This window comes from Allomesorhizobium aridi (assembly GCF_043769475.1).
GTDB lineage: Bacteria > Pseudomonadota > Alphaproteobacteria > Rhizobiales > Rhizobiaceae > Allomesorhizobium.
The window spans coordinates 2,614,092-2,633,189 of record NZ_CP171729.1; the positions used below are offsets into that span (position 1 = coordinate 2,614,092).

At 62.4% G+C, this 19,098-nt stretch carries 19 protein-coding genes; all 19 read right to left on the bottom strand.

Annotation, left to right across the window (positions count from 1 at the left end; genetic code table 11):
• Positions 1-259: 259 nt before the first annotated feature.
• The 19 genes from ACG873_RS14895 to ACG873_RS14985 all read right to left on the bottom strand — a co-directional run bounded on the left by ACG873_RS14895 (position 260) and on the right by ACG873_RS14985 (position 19,095).
• Positions 260-529: a DUF1467 family protein gene (locus ACG873_RS14895; protein WP_394892695.1), complete on the bottom strand. Its 270-nt coding sequence runs from the start codon at positions 527-529 to the stop codon at positions 260-262.
• Positions 526-930 (bottom strand): methylmalonyl-CoA epimerase, encoded by a 405-nt coding sequence (gene mce / locus ACG873_RS14900; RefSeq protein ID WP_394892697.1) that lies wholly within the window; start codon positions 928-930, stop codon positions 526-528. Before mce ends, ACG873_RS14895 begins: the two co-directional genes overlap by 4 nt.
• Before the next feature lie 134 nt (positions 931-1,064).
• Positions 1,065-2,735 (bottom strand): ribonuclease J, encoded by a 1,671-nt coding sequence (locus tag ACG873_RS14905; RefSeq protein ID WP_394892699.1) that lies wholly within the window; start codon positions 2,733-2,735, stop codon positions 1,065-1,067.
• A gap of 19 nt (positions 2,736-2,754) precedes the next feature.
• Entirely contained in the window at positions 2,755-3,582 is an 828-nt protein-coding gene (locus tag ACG873_RS14910; RefSeq protein WP_394892701.1) for a biotin--[acetyl-CoA-carboxylase] ligase, read from the bottom strand.
• Positions 3,583-5,019: an NADH-quinone oxidoreductase subunit NuoN gene (nuoN, locus tag ACG873_RS14915; protein WP_394892703.1), complete on the bottom strand. Its 1,437-nt coding sequence runs from the start codon at positions 5,017-5,019 to the stop codon at positions 3,583-3,585.
• A gap of 13 nt (positions 5,020-5,032) precedes the next feature.
• Positions 5,033-6,577 carry an NADH-quinone oxidoreductase subunit M gene (locus tag ACG873_RS14920; RefSeq protein WP_394892705.1) on the bottom strand — a complete coding sequence of 515 codons (1,545 nt, stop codon included), beginning with the start codon at positions 6,575-6,577 and terminating at the stop codon, positions 5,033-5,035.
• Positions 6,577-8,565, bottom strand: coding sequence for an NADH-quinone oxidoreductase subunit L (nuoL, locus tag ACG873_RS14925; RefSeq protein ID WP_394892706.1), 1,989 nt, complete (start codon positions 8,563-8,565; stop codon positions 6,577-6,579). Before nuoL ends, ACG873_RS14920 begins: the two co-directional genes overlap by 1 nt.
• A gap of 10 nt (positions 8,566-8,575) precedes the next feature.
• On the bottom strand, positions 8,576-8,884 hold the full coding sequence (nuoK, locus tag ACG873_RS14930; protein WP_008836435.1) for an NADH-quinone oxidoreductase subunit NuoK: 309 nt from the start codon (positions 8,882-8,884) through the stop codon (positions 8,576-8,578).
• A 2-nt stretch (positions 8,885-8,886) separates the two neighbouring features.
• Positions 8,887-9,507: an NADH-quinone oxidoreductase subunit J gene (locus ACG873_RS14935; RefSeq protein WP_394892708.1), complete on the bottom strand. Its 621-nt coding sequence runs from the start codon at positions 9,505-9,507 to the stop codon at positions 8,887-8,889.
• A 223-nt stretch (positions 9,508-9,730) separates the two neighbouring features.
• Positions 9,731-10,222, bottom strand: a complete 492-nt coding sequence (gene nuoI, locus ACG873_RS14940; protein ID WP_394892710.1) for an NADH-quinone oxidoreductase subunit NuoI — start codon at positions 10,220-10,222, stop codon at positions 9,731-9,733.
• Positions 10,223-10,224: 2 nt separating this feature from the next.
• Positions 10,225-10,416, bottom strand: coding sequence for a hypothetical protein (locus ACG873_RS14945; protein WP_394892712.1), 192 nt, complete (start codon positions 10,414-10,416; stop codon positions 10,225-10,227).
• Positions 10,416-11,459, bottom strand: a complete 1,044-nt coding sequence (gene nuoH, locus ACG873_RS14950) for an NADH-quinone oxidoreductase subunit NuoH (RefSeq protein ID WP_394892713.1) — start codon at positions 11,457-11,459, stop codon at positions 10,416-10,418. The genes ACG873_RS14945 and nuoH overlap by 1 nt, the downstream gene beginning before the upstream one ends.
• 8 nt (positions 11,460-11,467) lie before the next feature.
• On the bottom strand, positions 11,468-13,549 hold the full coding sequence (nuoG, locus tag ACG873_RS14955) for an NADH-quinone oxidoreductase subunit NuoG (RefSeq protein WP_394892715.1): 2,082 nt from the start codon (positions 13,547-13,549) through the stop codon (positions 11,468-11,470).
• Positions 13,550-13,861, bottom strand: a complete 312-nt coding sequence (locus tag ACG873_RS14960; protein ID WP_394892716.1) for a pentapeptide repeat-containing protein — start codon at positions 13,859-13,861, stop codon at positions 13,550-13,552. It lies immediately after the preceding gene.
• 24 nt (positions 13,862-13,885) lie between these two features.
• Positions 13,886-14,605, bottom strand: a complete 720-nt coding sequence (locus ACG873_RS14965; RefSeq protein ID WP_394892717.1) for an NADH-ubiquinone dehydrogenase — start codon at positions 14,603-14,605, stop codon at positions 13,886-13,888.
• 87 nt (positions 14,606-14,692) lie between these two features.
• Positions 14,693-15,997, bottom strand: a complete 1,305-nt coding sequence (gene nuoF / locus ACG873_RS14970; RefSeq protein WP_394892719.1) for an NADH-quinone oxidoreductase subunit NuoF — start codon at positions 15,995-15,997, stop codon at positions 14,693-14,695.
• Between the two features lie 11 nt (positions 15,998-16,008).
• The gene (locus tag ACG873_RS14975; RefSeq protein WP_394892720.1) at positions 16,009-17,295 is read right to left on the bottom strand and encodes an NADH-quinone oxidoreductase subunit E; all 1,287 of its coding nucleotides are present in this window, start codon (positions 17,293-17,295) and stop codon (positions 16,009-16,011) included.
• On the bottom strand, positions 17,296-18,486 hold the full coding sequence (locus tag ACG873_RS14980; RefSeq protein ID WP_394892721.1) for an NADH-quinone oxidoreductase subunit D: 1,191 nt from the start codon (positions 18,484-18,486) through the stop codon (positions 17,296-17,298). It abuts the gene before it with no gap.
• Positions 18,487-18,492: 6 nt separating this feature from the next.
• Complete coding sequence (locus ACG873_RS14985) at positions 18,493-19,095, bottom strand: NADH-quinone oxidoreductase subunit C (protein WP_394892723.1); 603 nt, start codon at positions 19,093-19,095, stop codon at positions 18,493-18,495.
• Between the last annotated feature and the right edge of the window lie 3 nt (positions 19,096-19,098).

Consider the following 19,098-nt stretch of genomic DNA (forward strand, 5'->3'; position numbering starts at 1 on the left):
AAAGTCTTGGGAGGATGCGATCTAGGCGCGGTTACTCGCAGCCGCCGGAATACCGGAAAGCAGATCGGACGCGTTCAATTGCAAGGCCTTGTGCCTTGCATTTTTTTGAGCAATCAGAAAAACTTGTGAGCCTTTGCTGAGAAGCCGCGCGAGGCCGCCTCAGCGCATCACCCCGAAACCAGAATCGGTTTTCGGAAAGGAACATGCGCATTTCAAAGTCTTGGAGCGTCCCTGCGTGTTCAAGAGGACGTGCGGCGCTCTAATCGTATTCCGGCATGAAATGCGGAATGTCGTCTATGCCGAGGCCGACGACATTGGTCAAAATGTAAAGCGCTCCAAAGATCAGCAGCGAAACGATGGTAGTGCGGATCACGGCGCGTAGCATATGCGGGCCATGCGGGGCGCTCGACACAGTGCCAAGCACCGTCTCGCCTTCATCGTCCTGGGTCTTCAGGGTGAACGGAAGCGTGGCGAACAGCACCAGCCACCAGATGATGAAGTAAATGGCGGCTACGGAAATCCAGTTCATACTTCTTCCAGTTCCACCAGCGTACCGAGAAAATCCTTGGGGTGCAGGAACAGCACCGGCTTGCCATGCGCGCCAATCCTCGGATTGCCGTCGCCAAGCACCCGTGCGCCCGCCGCCATCAACCGGTCGCGGGCGGCAAGGATATCGTCGACCTCGTAGCAGAGGTGATGCATGCCGCCTGCCGGGTTCTTCTCCAGGAAGGCAGCAATCGGCGAGTTTTCGCCAAGCGGCTCAAGCAGTTCGACCTTCGTGTTGCCGGTATCGATGAACACCACGGTCACGCCGTGCTCGGGCAGCGCCTGCGGCGCGGTGAGCTTGGCGCCGAGAGTGTCACGGTAGACAGCGCTTGCCGCGGCCAGATCCGGCACTGCGATGGCGACATGGTTCAGGCGGCCGAGCATGGAGACTCCATGAAAATGCGTGGGGCAAGCTTTGACCAGGCAGTGGGCAATAGGCAGTTAGGTAAATCGATATCGACAACCGCTCGCCAATCTTCCGTTTCCCTACTGCCTATTGCCCGCTGCCTATTGCCCTATCATCTCGTGACAAACACCGTCACCAGCGGTTTCTTGCCCCAGGCTTCATTGGCGGCCGATCGGACGGCGCGCCGAACCGCTTCCTGCACCAGGTCGAGGTCTTTTCGCCGCTGGCGCGGTATCGAGTCCACCGCGCCGATCGCCGCATCCAGCATGATCTCCTCGAGATCCTCGCCGCCGCGGTCGGCAAGAGCGACGCCGATGGCCACCAGATCCGGGTCGCCGGCCAACTCGTATTTTTCGTCGAGAACGACATTGACCGCGACATGGCCGGCGAAGGAGAGCTTGCGCCGGTCTCGGATGCCCATCGCCTCGTCGTCGCCGATCAGCTTGCCGTCCTTGTAGACGCGGCCGAACGGCACCTGGTCGATGATCTCGGCAGCGCCCGGCGCCAGCCGCAGCATGTCGCCGTTGCGCGCCTGCGCGACTTCCGGAATGCCCGACTGCGTCATCAGCACTCCTTGCGCGACAAGGTGAGCGGCTTCGCCATGCACTGGGACACCGATGCGCGGCCGCGTCCATTCGTACATCTTGCGCAGTTCGTTGCGGCGCGGATGGCCGGACACGTGGACCAGCGCCTCGTTATCCTCGATGATCCGCACCCCCTGCTCGATCAGCTGGTTCTTGATCTCGATAATTGCCTTCTCATTGCCGGGGATGGTTCGCGACGAAAAGACGACGATGTCTCCCGGCGACAGCGCCACGGTTTTCATCTCGTCGCGCGCCAGCTTTGCGAGTGCAGCGCGCGCCTCACCCTGGCTGCCTGTGCAGATGATGACGAGGTTTTCGCGCGGAATGAAGCCGTAGTCCTCCTCCGCGATGAATTCCGGCAGGCCTTCCATGTAGCCGAGCTCGCTGGCGACATCGATCATGCGCTTCAGTGAACGGCCAAGCACCAGCACCTGCCGTCCGGTGTCGCGGGCGGCTTCGGCGATCGAGCGGACGCGGCCGACATTGGACGAGAAGGTGGTGACCGCGACGCGGCCCGGCGCCTTTTCGATGACGCCGCGCAGCCCCTGCCCCACCGCCTGCTCCGATGGCGATTCGCCCTCGCGCATGGCGTTGGTGGAATCGCAGATCAGCGCCAGCACGCCCTTGTCGCCGAGAGCGCGGAACCGCGCCTCGTCGGTCATCGGGCCGATCTCGGGCGCGGGATCGAGCTTCCAGTCGCCCGTATGGATCACCGTGCCGAGCGGCGAGGTGATGGCCAGCGACATCGGCTCGGGTATCGAATGACTGACCGGTATCGCCTCGATGGAGAAAGGCCCGACAGTGAATGTTTCGCCGGCGCGGTAGATCGTCACGGGCACCTTTGGCGCGCCGTTTTCTCCCTGGCGCTTGGCCTCCAGCAGGCCGGCCGCGAACGGCGTCATCCAGACCGGCGCCTTGAGGCGCGGCCACAGTTCCAGCAGCGCGCCGTAATGGTCCTCATGCGCATGAGTGATGACGATGCCGCGCAGGTTGCCGACCTCTGCCTCGATGAAACGCGTGTCGGGCAGGACCAGATCGACGCCGGGAAGGTCCGGGCCGGGAAAGGTCACCCCGACATCGACCACGATCCACTCGCGGTTCTGGGCGGGGCCGTAGCCGTAGAGCGCGAAGTTCATTCCGATTTCGCCGACGCCGCCGAGCGGCACAAAGACGAGTTCAGCGTTGCGGGTCGTCGCCATTCTTATCCCTCTCCTGCCCTCAGGCAGCGCCAGCGGAGGCGACCGCGCCGAAATGCACGTCGCCCGCGGCTATTTTCAACATATCACCGCGATCATCGCGGATCACAAACCGGCAATCTTCATCGATCGTCTCGAACACGCCGCGCACGACATTGCCGTCAACGCGCACCGCGACCTGACTACCTAGTCCCGCGGCGCGGGAAAGCCAGCGCCGGCGGATTTCCGCCAGCCCCCTGCCCTCATTCCAGACTCGCGCATTCTCGTTCCACGCGTCCGACAGCGCTAGAAACAGCGTCTCGGCATCGCAAGCCGTCCCAAGCGCCTTAAGCGACGTCGCCGGATATGGCACGTCGTCGGGATGGGCGACCACATTGACGCCGATGCCCACCGCGATGGCGCAGCGGTCGCTGCCGAGCGTCGCCGATTCAAGCAGGATGCCGGCGAGCTTGGCGCCTTCGGCGAGCACGTCGTTCGGCCATTTCAGCTCGAAGCGATTGCGGCCTGCGCCGCTGCCGCCGTCCGGCGCAATCGAAAAACGGCCATTCGGAACGACGGCGTTCAACGCATCGGCAAGCGCCAGGCCGGCGACGAAGCCGAGCGTGGCGGCAGTGCGAAGGTCGCCGCCGGTGATGAGCAGCAGCGTCGCCGCGAGATTGCCGGGCGGTGTCGCCCAAGCCCTGCCACGTCGGCCGCGGCCGCTTTCCTGCTGCTTCGAGACGATCCAGAGTCTGCCGGGATCGCCTTCGCGCGCGCGCTCCAGCGCCAAAGCATTCGTCGAGCCGACCTTGTCATGGGCTTCGAGCCGGAACCCCTCGGACACGCAGGTCGGCGCGAGCATGAATCCCATCTAGAAGAATGTCTTGGCGGCGGCCTGCGCCATGCGGCCGATAGGGCCGCCGATCAGCACGTAGAACAGCACGAACGCGCCGGAAGCGCCGAGCACGAGCCGCAACTCGCCGGCCATCGGCAGGAAGCCGCCGACCGGCTCGTCGAACCACATAATCTTGATGATGCGCAGATAATAGTATGCGCCAACGACAGACGCCAGCACGCCGATGATGGCGAGCGCGTAGAGTTCGGCGTTGATCGCCGCGAGGAAGACGTACCATTTTCCCCAGAAGCCGGCTAGCGGCGGAATGCCCGCCAGCGAGAACATCAGGATGGTCAATATCGTCGCCATCATCGGGTTGGTCGCCGACAGGCCTGCAAGGTCGCTGATCTGCTCGACATTGCCGTCCTTGCGCCGCATGGCGAGGATGAAGGCGAAGGTTCCGAGCGTCATCACTAGATAGATCAGCATGTAGATGACGACGCCGCGCGCGCCGGCCTGGCTGTTGGCGGCAAGGCCGACCAGCGCAAATCCCATGTGCCCGATCGACGAATAAGCCATCAGGCGCTTGATGTTCGACTGGCCGATCGCGGCGAAGGAGCCAAGCGCCATCGAGGCGATCGATACGAAGACGATGATCTGCTGCCAGTCCGGAGCAATCGGCTCGAATGCGCCCATGGTGACGCGCAGGATCAGCGCCATCGCCGCCATCTTGGGCGCCGCCGCAAAGAAGGCGGTGACCGGCGTCGGCGCGCCTTCATAGACGTCCGGCGTCCACATGTGGAACGGCACGGCCGAGATCTTGAACGCGAGGCCGGCCATGACGAAGACAAGGCCAAAAACCAGGCCGAGTTGACGCTCGCCGCCGGAAAGCGCTGCTGCAATGGCGTCGAAATCGGTGTTGCCGGTGTAGCCGTAAACCAGCGAAATTCCGTAGAGCATCATGCCCGACGAAAGCGCGCCGAGAACGAAATATTTGAGGCCGGCTTCCGTCGAGCGCAGGCTGTCGCGGTTGATGGCGGCCACGACATAGAGCGCGAGTGACTGCAGCTCGAAGCCGAGATAGAGCGCAATCATGTCGTTGGCGGAGATCATCAACATCATGCCGAGCGTCGCCAGCATGATCAGGACCGGATATTCAAACTTGTCGAATTTTTCCGCCTTGGCGAAACCGACCGACATGATCAGCGTCACTACCGATCCCGTCAGCGTTAGGAACTTCATGAAATGCGCGAACGGATCGCTGACGAAGGAGTTGCCGAACGCCTTGCCCTCGCCGCCGAACAGCACCATCCACGCCCCGGCGCCGATCAGTATCGCCACCGCCAGCCCGGTCACCGTCGAATTGGCGCGCGGCCCCGAATAGACCCCGACCATCAGCAGCGCCAAGGCTCCGATCGCGATGATCAGCTCCGGCGTCGCGAGCGTCAGGCTCGAATAAAGTTCCGGCGTCATGAGCCCGCCCCTGTCAATGCGCTGCGGCCGGCGCGGCCGCTGCCGGCTGCACGATGGCAGGCTGCGGCTGCGGTACCGCGTCGAGCGATACTGTGACGTTGTTCACGAGCGCCTGCACGGAAGCAGTCGTCGCATCGAGAATGGGCGCCGGGTAGACGCCGAAGAAGATGACCAGCACCACCAGCGGGTAGATCACCACTTTCTCGCGCGTCGAAAGGTCGAGCAGGCCCTTGAGGCTTTCCTTCGACAGGACGCCGAAGATCACTTTGCGGTAGAGCCACAGCGCATAGGCTGCCGACAGCACGACGCCCGTCGCGGCAAACAGCGCCACCCATGTGTTGACCCTGAACACGCCGAGCAGTGTCAGGAACTCGCCGACGAAGCCGCTAGTGCCCGGCAGCCCGACATTGGCCATGGTGAAGATCATGAACACCACGGCGTATTTCGGCATGTTGTTGACCAGCCCGCCATAGGCGGCGATCTCGCGGGTGTGCATGCGGTCGTAGATCACTCCGACGCACAGGAACAGCGCGCCCGAAACCAGCCCGTGCGACAGCATCTGGAAGAGCGAGCCCTGGATGCCTTCCTGGTTCATCGCGAAAATGCCCATGGTCACGAAGCCCATATGGGCGACCGACGAATAGGCGATCAGCTTCTTCATGTCCTCCTGCATCAGCGCCACCAGCGAGGTGTAGATGATCGCGACCACCGAAAGGGCGAAGATCAGCGGCTGGAAGTAGAGCGACGCGTCCGGAAACATCGGCAGCGAGAAGCGCAGGAAACCGTAGCCGCCCATCTTCAACAGGATGGCGGCCAGGATGACAGAGCCCGCAGTAGGCGCCTCGACATGCGCGTCGGGCAGCCAGGTGTGGACCGGCCACATCGGCATCTTCACGGCGAAGGAAGCGAAGAAGGCGAGCCACAGCCAGGTCTGCATGCCGGCCGGGAAGTCGTGCGTGAGCAGCGTCGGGATGTCCGTCGTGCCGGACTGGAAGAACATCGCCATGATGGCGAGCAGCATCAACACCGAGCCGAGCAGCGTGTAGAGGAAGAACTTGAAAGAGGCATAGACGCGCCGCTTGCCGCCCCACACGCCGATGATGATGAACATCGGGATCAGGCCGGCCTCGAAGAACACGTAGAACAGGACGATGTCGAGCGCCGTGAACACGCCGATCATCAGCGTTTCCAGGATCAGAAACGCGATCATGTATTCCTTGACGCGCTTCTCCACCGATTCCCAGCTGGCCAGGATGCAGAGCGGCATCAGGAAGGTGGTCAGGATCACGAACAGCATCGAAATGCCGTCGACGCCCATGTGATAGGAGATGCCCGAGTCCAGCCATTCGGCCTTTTCGACCATCTGGAACCCGGTGTCGGCATTGTCGAAGCCGGCCCAGATGAAGAGCGACAGCACGAAGGTGAACACCGTCGTCAGCAGCGCGACGTTGCGTATGTTGCGGCGTGCGCTATCGCCCTCGTCCCGAATCAGCAGGATCAGGAAGGCGCCCACCAGCGGCAGGAACGTGACCGTGGAAAGAATAGGCCAGTCGGTCATTAGAAGCTGCTCCCGAGCATCATCCAGGTGACGAGGGCGGCGACGCCGATCAGCATGGCGAATGCGTAGTGATAGAGATATCCGGTCTGCAGCCTGACGACACTGCGCGTCACATCGATGACGCGCGCCGACACGCCGTCCGGCCCGAAGCCGTCAATGACGAGCCCGTCGCCGGTCTTCCACAGGAAACGGCCGAGGCGTTTAGCCGGGTTCACGAACAGGAAGTCGAAAAGCTCGTCAAAATACCATTTGTTGAGCAGGAAAGCGTAGAGGCCGCGGTGCCGGGCGGCCAGTTCCCTCGGCATCTCCGGCGAGCGGATGTAGAACTGGTACGCCACCCCGAAGCCGATCAGCATGGCGGCGAACGGCGCGATCTTCACCCAGAACGGCACTTCGTGGAAATCGTGCAGGATGTGGTTTTCCGGCAGGACGAACAGCGCCGCCTTCCAGAATTCCTGATAACCTTCGCCGATGAAATATTCATGGAAGATGACGCCCGCAAACAGCGAGCCGGTGGCGAGCAGCAACAGAGGCACAAGCATCACCGGCGGCGATTCGTGGACATGGTGCATCACGTCGGCCGTTGCGCGCGGCCGGCCGTGGAAGGTCATGAAGATCAGCCGCCAGGAATAGAAGCTGGTCATCACCGCCGCCAGCGTCAGGGCGATGAACGCGAACCCCGCCATGGCGTTGTGGCCGACGAACGCGCCTTCGATTATGGCGTCCTTGGAGAAGAAGCCGGCCGTGCCGATGATCGTCGCCGGAATGCCGACGCCGGTGAGCGCCAGCGTGCCGATAACCATCATCCAGTAGGTGGTCGGGATCAGCGTGCGCAGTCCGCCCATCTTGCGCATGTCCTGCTCGTCCGAGACGGCATGGATGACCGAGCCGGAGCCCAGGAACAGCAGCGCCTTGAAGAAGGCATGCGTGAAGAGGTGGAAGATCGCCGCCGAATAGAAGCCGAGGCCGAGCGCCACGAACATGTAGCCGAGCTGCGAGCAGGTCGAATAGGCGATGACGCGCTTGATATCGTTCTGCACCAAGCCGACGGTCGCGGCGAAGAAGGCAGTGAAGGCGCCGACGAAGGTGACGACCGTCAGCGCCGTGTGCGACAGCTCGAAGATCGGCGACAGCCGCGCCAGCATGAACACGCCGGCGGTGACCATCGTCGCCGCATGGATGAGCGCGGACACCGGCGTCGGGCCTTCCATCGCGTCCGGCAGCCAGGTGTGCAGCGGCACCTGCGCCGACTTGCCCATCGCGCCCATGAAGAGCAGCAGGCAGATCGCCGTCAGCGCCGAGGCGCGATCGAGTTCATAGCCGAGGAAATTGAAAACCCCAGCCGTGTTTTCAGCCGCGCCCTCGACCGGTGCGTAGGAAGCGGCAGTCGCGAATATCGCGTCGAAATTGATCGAGCCGAACAGCACGAACACGCCGAATATGCCGAGGATGAAGCCGAAATCACCGACGCGGTTGACCACGAAGGCCTTGATCGCCGCAGCGTTGGCCGACGGCTTCTTGTACCAGAAGCCGATCAGCAGATAGGAGGCGAGGCCCACACCTTCCCAGCCGAAGAACATCTGCACGAGATTGTCCGCCGTCACCAGCATCAGCATGGCGAAGGTGAAAAGGGACAGATAGGCAAAGAAGCGCGGCCGGTGTGGATCGTGGTGCATGTAGCCGATCGAGTAGATGTGCACCAAGGCTGACACGGTGTTGACGACAACCAGCATGACCACCGTCAGCGTGTCGATACGGAGCGCCCAGTCAGCTTGCAGGCTGCCGGATTCGATGAAGCGCAGCACCGGGATCGTGAAGACTTCCGTGTCGCTGAAGCCTACACTGAAAAAAGCCCACCATGACAGCAGCGCGCAGATCACCAGGAAGCCGGAGGTGATGTATTCCGATGCTTTCGCGCCCAGCGACGTGCCGAACAGGCCGACGATCAGGAAGCCGAGCAGCGGCAGGAAGACGATGGCTTGATACATGGTCTTACCGTCAACCCTTCATCATGTTCACGTCTTCGACCGCGATCGAGCCGCGGTTGCGGAAGAACACCACCAGTATGGCAAGCCCGATCGCCGCTTCGGCGGCCGCGACCGTCAGCACGAACAGTGCGAAGACCTGGCCGACCAGATCGCCGAGAGCAGCGGAAAACGCCACGAAATTGATGTTCACCGCTAGCAGAATCAGCTCGATCGACATCAGGATGACGATGACGTTCTTGCGGTTCAGGAAGATGCCGAACACGCCGAGCGTGAACAGGATCGCCGAAACGGTGAGAAAATGCGCGATGCCGATTTCCATCGTCAGATGCCCTTGCCCGTCTCGACTTTTTTGATCTCGATCGCGGTTGCCGGGTTGCGGGCGACCTGGGCCGGAACGTTCTGGCGCTTGACCCCCTCCTTGTGCCGAAGCGTCAGCACGATCGCGCCGATCATGGCGACGAGCAGGATCAGGCCGGCTACCTGGAAGAAGTAGATGTAGTCGGTATAGAGAATGTCGCCGAGCGCCGCCGTATTGTGCCGCGTCGCGATATCGGGCGTCGGCATTGCGACGGTCGACGCCAGTTCAGGCGCGAATGTGTAGCCGCCGAGCACGATGACCAGTTCGGCAGCCAAGATCAGCCCGACCATGGCGCCAACTGGCGCATATTGCAGCGCGCCCGACTTCAGTTCGGCGAAATCGACGTCGAGCATCATCACGACGAACAGGAAAAGGACTGCCACCGCGCCGACGTAGACGACGAGCAGGATCATCGCCAGGAACTCGGCCCCGGTCAGCAGGAACAGGCCGGCCGCATTGAAGAAGGTCAGGATCAGGTAGAGGACCGAATGCACGGGATTGCGCGCGGAAATGACCATGAAGGCCGCCGCGACAGCGATGAAGGCGAAGAGGTAGAAAAATACCGCTTCAAGTCCAATCAGCATGGGTTCCCCCGGGGTTTCTATCTGATTCCGCCCCGTCCCCGGCTGCGAAATCGCGTGTTCCTTAGACGAGCGGCGCACCCTCGTCCACTACTCGACCGCCTCTCATCCGCCTGCCGGCACCTTCTCCCCGTAAGAACGGGAAGAAGGACGAACCTTCGGCGCTGACGACCCCCTCTCCCCGTTCTTCACGGGGAGAGGGTAAGGGTGAGGGGCAGCGCCAACGTTACCGATAAGGCGCATCCAGAGCGATGTTGCGCGCCAGTTCGCGCTCCCAGCGATCGCCATTGGCGAGCAGTTTTTCCTTGTCGTAGTAGAGTTCCTCGCGCGTCTCGGTGGAGAACTCGAAATTCGGCCCTTCCACGATCGCGTCGACCGGACAGGCTTCCTGGCAGAAGCCGCAATAGATGCACTTCACCATGTCGATATCGTAGCGCACCGTGCGGCGCGTGCCGTCATTGCGGCGCGGCCCGGCCTCGATGGTGATGGCCTGCGCCGGACAGATCGCCTCGCACAGCTTGCAGGCGATGCAGCGCTCTTCACCGTTCGGATAGCGCCGCAGCGCGTGCTCGCCGCGAAAACGCGGGCTGAGCGGCCCCTTTTCGAACGGATAATTCAGCGTCGGCTTCGGCCCGAAGAACATCTTCATCGACAGGAAGAAAGCGCCGACGAACTCCTTGAGAAGCAGCGATTTGGCGGCTTGTGCAAGTGCCGACATGATCAGTCTCCGGTAAACAGCGGGGCTACGAAGTAGCCTATGACCGGCAAGAGCACGAGCTGGCTCAGGCCGGTTACGTTGAGAACGCGCTTGGTTTCGGGCAGTTCGACGCGCGAGGCCAAAAGACGCAGCGCGAATAAATCCGCCACTGCGACCGCGAACCCGATCAGCGCCCCTATAAGCCCGGCCGACATCACGCCATTCCCGTCAGTTTCAGGAACGCAGCCACAATGACCACCATGGCCAGCGAGATCGGCAGGAACACTTTCCAGCCTAGTCGCATCAGCTGATCGTAGCGGTAGCGCGGCACGAAGGCCTTCACCATGGCGAACATGAAGAAGCAGAGGCAGACCTTCAGAACGAACCAGATTACGCCCGGCACCCAGGTGAACGGCGCGAAGTCGAAGGGAGGCAGCCACCCGCCGAGGAACAGGATGGTGGTGAGCGCGCACATCAGGACGATCGCCACGTATTCGCCGAGGAAGAACAACAGGAACGGCGTTGACGAGTATTCGATCATGTGGCCGGCGACGAGCTCCGATTCGGCCTCGACCAGGTCGAAGGGCGGCCGGTTCGTCTCGGCCAGCGCCGAGATGAAGAAGATGAAGAACATCGGGAACAGCGCCAGCCAGTGCCAGTCGAGAAACGTGTTGGGCAGGCCGAGCCGAGTGCCGATGCCGTCGCTCTGGGAGAGCACGATGTCGGAGAGGTTCAGCGAACCGACGACGAGCAGCACGGTGACAATCACGAAGCCGATCGAGACTTCATAGGAAACCATCTGCGCCGCCGAGCGCAGCGCGCCGAGGAACGGATATTTCGAGTTCGACGCCCAGCCGCCCATGATGACGCCGTAGACCTCCAGCGAGGAGATGGCGAAGACGTAGAGGATGCCGACATTGATGTTGGCGATCGCCCAACCTTCGCTCACCGGGATCACCGCCCAGGCGGCGAGCGCCAGAACCGCCGAAATAACCGGGGCCAGGAGAAACACGCCCTTGTTGGCGCCCGACGGTATCACCGGCTCCTTGAACACGAATTTCAGGAGATCCGCGAAGGACTGAAGCAGCCCCCATGGACCGACAACGTTCGGACCGCGCCGCATCTGCACCGCCGCCCAGATCTTGCGGTCGGCATAGAGGATGTAGGCGACGAATATCAAAAGGATGACGATCAGCGCGACCGACTGCAGAAGGATGATCAGGCCGGGCCAGACGTAGAACGAGAAAAAAGTGTCCATTACCGCCCCTACTCGGCTGCCTGTTTGAAGCCGCCCTTCGCCAGGGCCGAGCATTCGGCCATGACGGCGGAGGCCCGCGCGATCGGGTTCGTCAGATAGAAGTCTTTCACCGGCGATGCAAACGCGCCCTTGGCCAGCGGCCCGGCGATCTTCGCCGTGCGTGCGATGTCGGTCGGTTCGCCCGCCGCGATCTCGTCGATGGCCGCCAAATGTGGGTAGTCGGCGATGAGCTTCGCGCGCAACTGCGCCAGCAGATCGAAAGGCAGCCGATGGCCAAGTTGGTCCGAAAGCGCCCGAAAGATCGCCCAGTCTTCTCTGGCCTCGCCAGGCGCGAAGCCGGCACGGTTGGTCTGCTGCACCCGGCCTTCGGTGTTGACGTAGGTGCCGGATTTTTCGGTATAGGCCGCACCCGGCAGGATGACATTGGCGCGGTGCGCGCCGGCGTCGCCATGCGTGCCGATATAGACGACGAACGCGCCGCCGGTGGCGGTCATGTCGATTTCGTCGGCGCCGAGCAGGAACAGGATCTCCATTGCGGATGCCATCTCAGCGGCGCTCTTGCCGCCCTCGCCCGGCACAAAGCCGATGTCGAGACCGCCGACCCGTGCGGCCGCCGTATGGAGGACCGCAAAACCGTTCCATTCGGCGCTGACCGCATCGACCGCGAGCGCCAGCTTGGCTGCAAGCCCGAGCACGGCCGCCCCGTCGGCGCGGGCCAACGCGCCCTGCCCGACGATGATCAGCGGCCGCTTCGCGTTCTTTAGGGCGGAGAAGAACTTGCCCTTGCTGCCGGCAAGCTCCTTCAGTGATTCCGGCCCAGCGCCGAGCATCTCGTAGTCGTACCGGAGATCGCCGACCTCGCCGATCACGCCAACCGGCAGGTTGCCTATGCGCCAGCGCTTCCTGATCCGTGCATTGAGCACGGAAGCCTCGAAGCGCGGATTGGAGCCGATGATCAGCACCGCATCCGCCTGCTCGATGCCTTCGATCGTCGGGTTGAAGATGTAGCTGGCGCGCCCCAGCGCCGGATCGAGCGCGGCGCCGTCCTGGCGGCAATCCATGTTCGGCGACGCCAGCGACTGCATCAGGAGTTTCAGCGCATACATCTCCTCGACTGCGGCCAGATCGCCCGCAACAGCCCCGATCTTGTCGCCCGAGCTTTTCGCAACTGCCTCCTTGATCGCGGCGAAGGCTTCGCTCCAGGTCGCGGCAACCAGCTTGCCGTCACGGCGCACATAGGGCCGGTCGAGGCGCTGGGTCCTGAGGCCGTCCCAGACGAAGCGCGTCTTGTCCGAGATCCACTCCTCGTTCACCTGCTCGTTGATGCGCGGCAGGATGCGCATCACTTCGCGGCCGCGTGAATCGACCCGAATGGCGGACCCGACCGCATCCATGACGTCGATCGATTCGGTCTTGGTGAGTTCCCATGGCCGCGCCTGGAACGCGTAGGGCTTGGATGTCAGCGCGCCGACCGGGCAGAGGTCGATGACATTGCCCTGGAGCTCCGAGGTCATCGCCTCTTCGAGATAGGTGGTGATCTCGGCGTCCTCGCCTCGGCCGATCAAGCCGAGTTCGGAGATGCCGGCAACTTCGGTGGTGAAGCGGACGCACCGCGTGCAGTGGATGCAGCGATTCATGATCGTCTTGACCAGAGGGCCGATATATTTGTCTTCGACCGCGCGCTTATTTTCCTGATAGCGTGATGAATCGACGCCGAACGCCATCGCCTGGTCCTGCAGGTCGCACTCGCCGCCCTGGTCGCAAATCGGGCAGTCGAGCGGATGGTTGATGAGCAAAAACTCCATCACGCCTTCGCGGGCCTTCTTGACCATCGGCGTGTTGGTGAAGATTTCCGGCGTCTCACCATTGGGGCCGGGGCGCAGGTCGCGCACGCCCATGGCGCAGGAGGCAGCCGGCTTCGGCGGCCCGCCCTTCACCTCGATCAGGCACATGCGGCAATTGCCGGCGATCGACAGCCGCTCATGGAAGCAGAAGCGCGGCACTTCCGCGCCCGCCTCTTCCGCCGCCTGCAGCAGCGTGTAGTGATCGGGAACCTCGATCTCTTTGCCGTCGACTTTCAGCTTCGCCATTCACTTGCCCCCGGAGCGGCCTGCCGCTTCGTATGCCTGCAGCAGGTCGCGAACGCTGATGCCGTCGATCATCATCCCTTCGATCTGCGCGTTTTCTATCTTCACATTGCTCATGTTCACGTTGGTGAAAAACGTGTTGGACAGATTGACGTCTTCCACCTTCGAATTGCTCAAATTTGTCTTGTTGATGAGAGCTGCCGACAGATTGACGTTGTGAAACCGGGTATTCGACAGGTTGACATCGTCAAAGCGCGAATTCGCGACCGTGGCGTCGCGCACATCAAGAACATCGCGCGTGTCGTGGATTTCCATCACTTTGCTCCCACCTTGCCCAATTCAGTGCTTCGTCCCGCTCGCGGCGAGCTTCGTTGCCTGCCCGATCCAGTCGTCGCGGCCGATCCGGCCCTTGAACGACAGATAGTCGTCGACCCAGGCTATCTCTTCCCTGCTCCAGCTTGCGATCTGCGCGTAGGTCCAGACGCCAAGGCCGTTGAGCACCTGCTCGAGCTTCGGACCGATGCCCGAAATCGCCTTCAGGTCGTCCGGCTTTTGCGGCTTCTCCATCGCCTTGGGCTGCCGGAAATCCTCCGGCATCAGTTCAGCGATTGCTTCGGCAACCGCGCCCTGTCGAGCATCCGCCACCACATCGGCGGCCTTGACGTCTTCGACAGGCTGCTGGGCATCCTCCGTCATCTCTCTGGCCACGGATCGTGCCTGCGTGATCAGCACATTTGTCGCCGCCTTCGCGCGAACCGCCGGCGATTTCGGTTTTTCGACGAAATCGTCCTTGTTCGGCGCCAGGTCTTCCAGAACGGGCATCCATAGGCGCTGCGAGGCCTCGGCCGCGCCGGAAACGGCGCCTGCCCACAGCCCGAATACCTGGCTGGCCAGTCCGAAGCCGAGCGCCGAGAAAGCGGCCGCCCCGGCAAGCGGATGCGCCATCAGATTGACGGCGCCAGCAAAATCCTTCGGCATGATGACAGCCATGTATTCGTTCATCTTTTCGCTGAAGTCCGCGTCCGGACCGGCATGTTCGGGTATGGAAGATTTCGACATCGGGGGCTCCTTCGCCGTTCTTTCCGTTCGTCTTGCCCTTGGTGCTTCCTCAAATCGGACCATCGGTCCGCAGTTACTAAGGTCGTTCTATTCCGCCGCTACGAGCACGGGCTCGGCCCGGTGTGCGTTGCGCGTGAATTCGTCGATGCGCCGCTCGATTTCCGGGCGGAAATGCCGGATCAGGCCCTGGATCGGCCAAGCCGCCGCGTCGCCCAGCGCGCAGATGGTGTGGCCTTCCACCTGCTTCGTCACGTCGAGCAGCATGTCGATCTCGCGCTTCTGCGCTTCGCCCCGCACCAGCCGCTCCATCACCCGCCACATCCAGCCCGTGCCTTCGCGGCACGGCGTGCACTGGCCGCAGCTCTCATGCTTGTAGAAATAGCTGAGCCGCGCGATCGCCTTCACGATATCGGTCGATTTGTCCATGACGATGACAGCCGCCGTGCCGAGGCCGGATTTCAGGTCGCGCAGCGCGTCGAAATCCATCGGCGCATCCATGATCTGCTCGGCCGGAACCAGCGGCACCGAAGCGCCGCCCGGGATGACCGCCAGGAGATTGTCCCAGCCGCCGCGGACGCCGCCGCAATGGCGGTCGATGAGTTCCCGGAACGGGACCGACATCGCCTCTTCGACCGTGCACGGACTGTTGACGTGGCCGGAGATGCAGAAAAGCTTCGTGCCGACATTGTTGGGCCGGCCGAATGACGAGAACCATGACGCGCCGCGCCGCAGGATGGTCGGCGCGACTGCGATCGATTCGACATTGTTGACCGTCGTCGGGCAGCCATAGAGGCCGACATTGGCCGGGAATGGCGGCTTCAGCCGCGGCTGCCCCTTCTTGCCTTCCAGGCTTTCGAGCAGCGCCGTCTCCTCGCCGCAAATATAAGCGCCGGCGCCGTGATGAACGTAGATCTCGAAATCGTAGCCGTTCTTGTTGTCCTTGCCGATCAGGCCGGCGTCGTAGGCTTCATCTATCGCCCGCTGCAGCGCTTCGCGCTCGCGAATGAACTCGCCACGCACATAGATGTAGGCTGCCACCGCGCCCATGGCGAAACCGGCGATCAGGCAACCTTCGACCAGCGTGTGCGGATCATGACGCAGTATATCGCGGTCCTTGCAGGTGCCGGGTTCGGATTCATCGGCATTGACCACCAGATAGGAAGGCCGCCCGTCGCTCTGCTTTGGCATGAACGACCATTTCAGCCCGGTCGGGAAACCCGCGCCGCCGCGCCCGCGCAGGCCGGAAGCCTTCATCTCGTTGACGATCCAGTCGCGCCCCTTGGCGATGATGCCGGCCGTGCCGTCCCAATGCCCGCGCGCCATCGCGCCTTTAAGCGAGCGGTCGAACCGACCGTATATGTTGGTGAAGATGCGGTCCTTGTCCTGCAGCATTTTGCGACCCCTCAGACAGGCTTCTTGCCGAAGACCCGGATGTATTCGGCGACGCCGCCCTTGGCGAGCGCCTTGGCCTGCCTGACCCAGTCGTCGCGTTCGATGCGGCCCCTGAAATTCAGATAGCCGTCGACCCAGTCGCGCTCGGCCTTTTTCCAGGATGCGACCTGCGCGAACGTATAGATGCCGAGCGAATGCAAGGTGACTTCGATCTTGGGTCCAACGCCGGAAATCAGCTTGAGATCGTCGACCGCTGCCGGTTTTTCGATGCCCGCCGGCCGGTTCTTGTCGTCGAGCGACGGTTTTGACGCCTGCGCGCGAACCGGCGCTGCGCCTGGTTGTTTGCCCGCTGCCCCGATCGGCTCTCCATGCATCAGTTCAGGCGTCTTGAACGCCCCTGCAGGCCCGGCCTCGGTGATCGGACGTTTCCGCTGTTTTGTCGCCTTCTCAACCGACTCGGCAGCCTTGTTGGCGGCAACGGGATCATGCGCCGGAGCCTTCACACTGACTGCGACCTCGGTCTTCGGGCTGGTCTTGACCGGAGATGGCGATTTCACCGTATTGTTGGTTTCGGCAGCATAAGTCTTGGGCTTTGCCGCCTTCGACGGCGGAATCGATGCGCCGGCGGTCTTTGCTTCCTTCGCCGCGGCCTTGGCTTCCTGGTCTCGCGCCGCTTTCAGCACTGCGCTTTCGTCTTTCAGCGTCGTCAGCCCGGAAATCGGCGCTGAGTAAACCCGCCCGTTCTGTGGTCCAGGCGTGACCGAGGCGCCTTTGCCGGTCTCGAATGCGTCGATGATCTCGCTAAGCCGTTCAGGCGTCAGGTCCTCGAACGTGTCCTTGAAAACCATCACCATCGGCGCATTGACGCATGCGCCGAGGCACTCGACCTCTTCCCAGGACAAGGTGCCGCTGGCATTGGTGTGGAACTGCTCTGGATGGATCTTCGAGCGGCAGACTTCCATCAGCCCTTCCGAACCCCGCAGCATGCAAGGCGTCGTGCCGCAGACCTGTACATGGGCGCGCGTGCCGACCGGCTTCAACTGAAACTGCGTGTAGAAGGTCGCGACTTCGAGCGCGCGGATATAGGGCATGTCGAGCATGTCGGCGATGTGCTCGATCGCAGGCTTGGTGACCCAGCCTTCCTGCTCTTGGGCGATCATGAGCAGTGGGATGACCGCAGATTGCTCCCGGCCCTTCGGATACTTCTTGAGCCACTGTTTCGCCGCCTCCGCGTTCGCCTTGTTGAAGGCGAAGGCGGCTGGCTGGACGGCTGGCTCTGCGAGACGACGGACGGACATTTAACGATCGACCTCACCAAACACGATATCGATGGAGCCGAGAACGGCGGAGATGTCGGCCAGCATGTGGCCACGGCACAAAAAATCCATCGCCTGCAGATGCGCGAAACCGGGGGCGCGCAGCTTGCAGCGGTAGGGCTTGTTCGAGCCGTCGGAGACGAGATAGACGCCGAACTCGCCTTTCGGCGCCTCGACCGCGGCATAAACCTCGCCGGCCGGCACGCGATACCCTTCGGTGTAGAGCTTGAAGTGGTGGATCAGCGCTTCCATCGACCGCTTCATGGCGTCGCGCTTGGGCGGAACCACCTTGCCGTCGAGGTTGGACACCGGTCCAGCGCCATCCTTGCCAAGCAGAAGATTGACGCATTGGCGCATGATTTTGGCCGACTGGCGCATCTCTTCCATGCGGATGAGGTAGCGGTCGTAGCAATCGCCGTTCTTGCCTACCGGAATGTCGAATTCCATCTCCGGATAGCACTCGTAGGGCTGCGACTTGCGCAGATCCCATGCGGCGCCTGATCCGCGCACCATCACGCCCGAAAAACCCCAGGCCCAGGCGTCGTCCAGCGACACCACGCCTATGTCGACGTTGCGCTGTTTGAAGATGCGGTTCTCGGTGAGCAATTCATCGAGGTTCGCCACCGTCTGCAGGAAAGGATCGATCCACTTGCCGATGTCTTCGACGAGCTTCTGCGGCAGGTCCTGGTGCACGCCGCCCGGCCGGAAATAGGCCGCATGCATGCGTGCGCCGGAGGCCCGCTCGTAAAACACCATCAGCTTTTCGCGTTCCTCGAAGCCCCAGAGCGGCGGCGTCAGCGCGCCGACGTCCATTGCCTGCGTGGTGACGTTCAGCAGATGCGACAGGATGCGGCCAATCTCGGAATAGAGCACCCGGATGATCAGCCCGCGCCGCGGCACGTCGATGCCGAGCAGCCGCTCGACAGCCAGCGAAAACGCATGCTCCTGGTTCATCGGCGCGACATAGTCGAGCCGGTCGAAATACGGGATTGCCTGCAGATAGGTCTTTGCTTCGATCAGCTTTTCGGTGCCGCGATGCAGCAGGCCGATATGCGGATCGACGCGTTCGACGACCTCACCGTCCAACTCCAGCACGAGGCGCAGAACGCCATGCGCGGCCGGATGTTGCGGGCCGAAGTTGATGTTGAAGTTGCGGACGGAGGTTTCAACCATGGGCGTTCACTGCTTTGCCTTCTCATCGCCCGGCAGCACGTAATCCGTGCCTTCCCATGGCGACAAAAAATCGAAATTGCGGAATTCCTGCCGCAGTTCGACAGGCTCGTACACCACGCGCTTGACCTCGTCGTCGTAGCGAACCTGGACAAAACCGGTCAGTGGGAAATCCTTGCGCAACGGATGACCCTCGAAGCCGTAGTCGGTGAGGATGCGACGCAGATCCGGATGTCCGGAGAACAGAATGCCATAGAGATCGTAGGCTTCGCGCTCGAACCAGTCAGCGCCCGGAAACACTTCCGTCACCGACGGCACCAGCGTGTCCTCGTCGGCCATGACCTTGATGCGGATGCGCTGATTCTGGCGCGGCGAGAGCAGATGATAAACCACGTCGAAGCGCTTAGGCCGCGACGGGTAGTCAACACCGCAAATGTCGATGATCGATATGAACTGGCACTGCACGTCTCGGCGCAGGAAATTCATCACGCCGACGATATCGGCCGGCTCGACCGAGAGTGTGAGTTCGCCATAGGCGACGACGGCGTCGCCGATCTTGCCTTCCAGCTTTTCGCCGATATAGGCCGCCAGATCGTTGAGGGCTTCATTCATGTC

What these genes read in the sequence shown, in the direction of transcription:
- nuoG (WP_394892715.1), bottom strand. Translation starts at nt 13,549, where the DNA reads ATGGCGAAGCTGAAAGTCGACGGCAAAGAGATCGAGGTTCCCGATCAC.
- nuoL (WP_394892706.1), bottom strand. Translation starts at nt 8,565, where the DNA reads ATGTATCAAGCCATCGTCTTCCTGCCGCTGCTCGGCTTCCTGATCGTC.
- ACG873_RS14935 (WP_394892708.1), bottom strand. Translation starts at nt 9,507, where the DNA reads ATGCTGATTGGACTTGAAGCGGTATTTTTCTACCTCTTCGCCTTCATC.
- nuoK (WP_008836435.1), bottom strand. Translation starts at nt 8,884, where the DNA reads ATGGAAATCGGCATCGCGCATTTTCTCACCGTTTCGGCGATCCTGTTC.
- ACG873_RS14960 (WP_394892716.1), bottom strand. Translation starts at nt 13,861, where the DNA reads ATGGAAATCCACGACACGCGCGATGTTCTTGATGTGCGCGACGCCACG.
- mce (WP_394892697.1), bottom strand. Translation starts at nt 930, where the DNA reads ATGCTCGGCCGCCTGAACCATGTCGCCATCGCAGTGCCGGATCTGGCC.
- ACG873_RS14985 (WP_394892723.1), bottom strand. Translation starts at nt 19,095, where the DNA reads ATGAATGAAGCCCTCAACGATCTGGCGGCCTATATCGGCGAAAAGCTG.
- ACG873_RS14905 (WP_394892699.1), bottom strand. Translation starts at nt 2,735, where the DNA reads ATGGCGACGACCCGCAACGCTGAACTCGTCTTTGTGCCGCTCGGCGGC.
- ACG873_RS14910 (WP_394892701.1), bottom strand. Translation starts at nt 3,582, where the DNA reads ATGGGATTCATGCTCGCGCCGACCTGCGTGTCCGAGGGGTTCCGGCTC.
- ACG873_RS14920 (WP_394892705.1), bottom strand. Translation starts at nt 6,577, where the DNA reads ATGACCGACTGGCCTATTCTTTCCACGGTCACGTTCCTGCCGCTGGTG.
- nuoF (WP_394892719.1), bottom strand. Translation starts at nt 15,997, where the DNA reads ATGCTGCAGGACAAGGACCGCATCTTCACCAACATATACGGTCGGTTC.
- nuoN (WP_394892703.1), bottom strand. Translation starts at nt 5,019, where the DNA reads ATGACGCCGGAACTTTATTCGAGCCTGACGCTCGCGACGCCGGAGCTG.
- nuoH (WP_394892713.1), bottom strand. Translation starts at nt 11,459, where the DNA reads ATGGACACTTTTTTCTCGTTCTACGTCTGGCCCGGCCTGATCATCCTT.
- ACG873_RS14945 (WP_394892712.1), bottom strand. Translation starts at nt 10,416, where the DNA reads ATGTCGGCCGGGCTTATAGGGGCGCTGATCGGGTTCGCGGTCGCAGTG.
- ACG873_RS14980 (WP_394892721.1), bottom strand. Translation starts at nt 18,486, where the DNA reads ATGGTTGAAACCTCCGTCCGCAACTTCAACATCAACTTCGGCCCGCAA.
- ACG873_RS14895 (WP_394892695.1), bottom strand. Translation starts at nt 529, where the DNA reads ATGAACTGGATTTCCGTAGCCGCCATTTACTTCATCATCTGGTGGCTG.
- nuoI (WP_394892710.1), bottom strand. Translation starts at nt 10,222, where the DNA reads ATGTCGGCACTTGCACAAGCCGCCAAATCGCTGCTTCTCAAGGAGTTC.
- ACG873_RS14965 (WP_394892717.1), bottom strand. Translation starts at nt 14,605, where the DNA reads ATGTCGAAATCTTCCATACCCGAACATGCCGGTCCGGACGCGGACTTC.
- ACG873_RS14975 (WP_394892720.1), bottom strand. Translation starts at nt 17,295, where the DNA reads ATGTCCGTCCGTCGTCTCGCAGAGCCAGCCGTCCAGCCAGCCGCCTTC.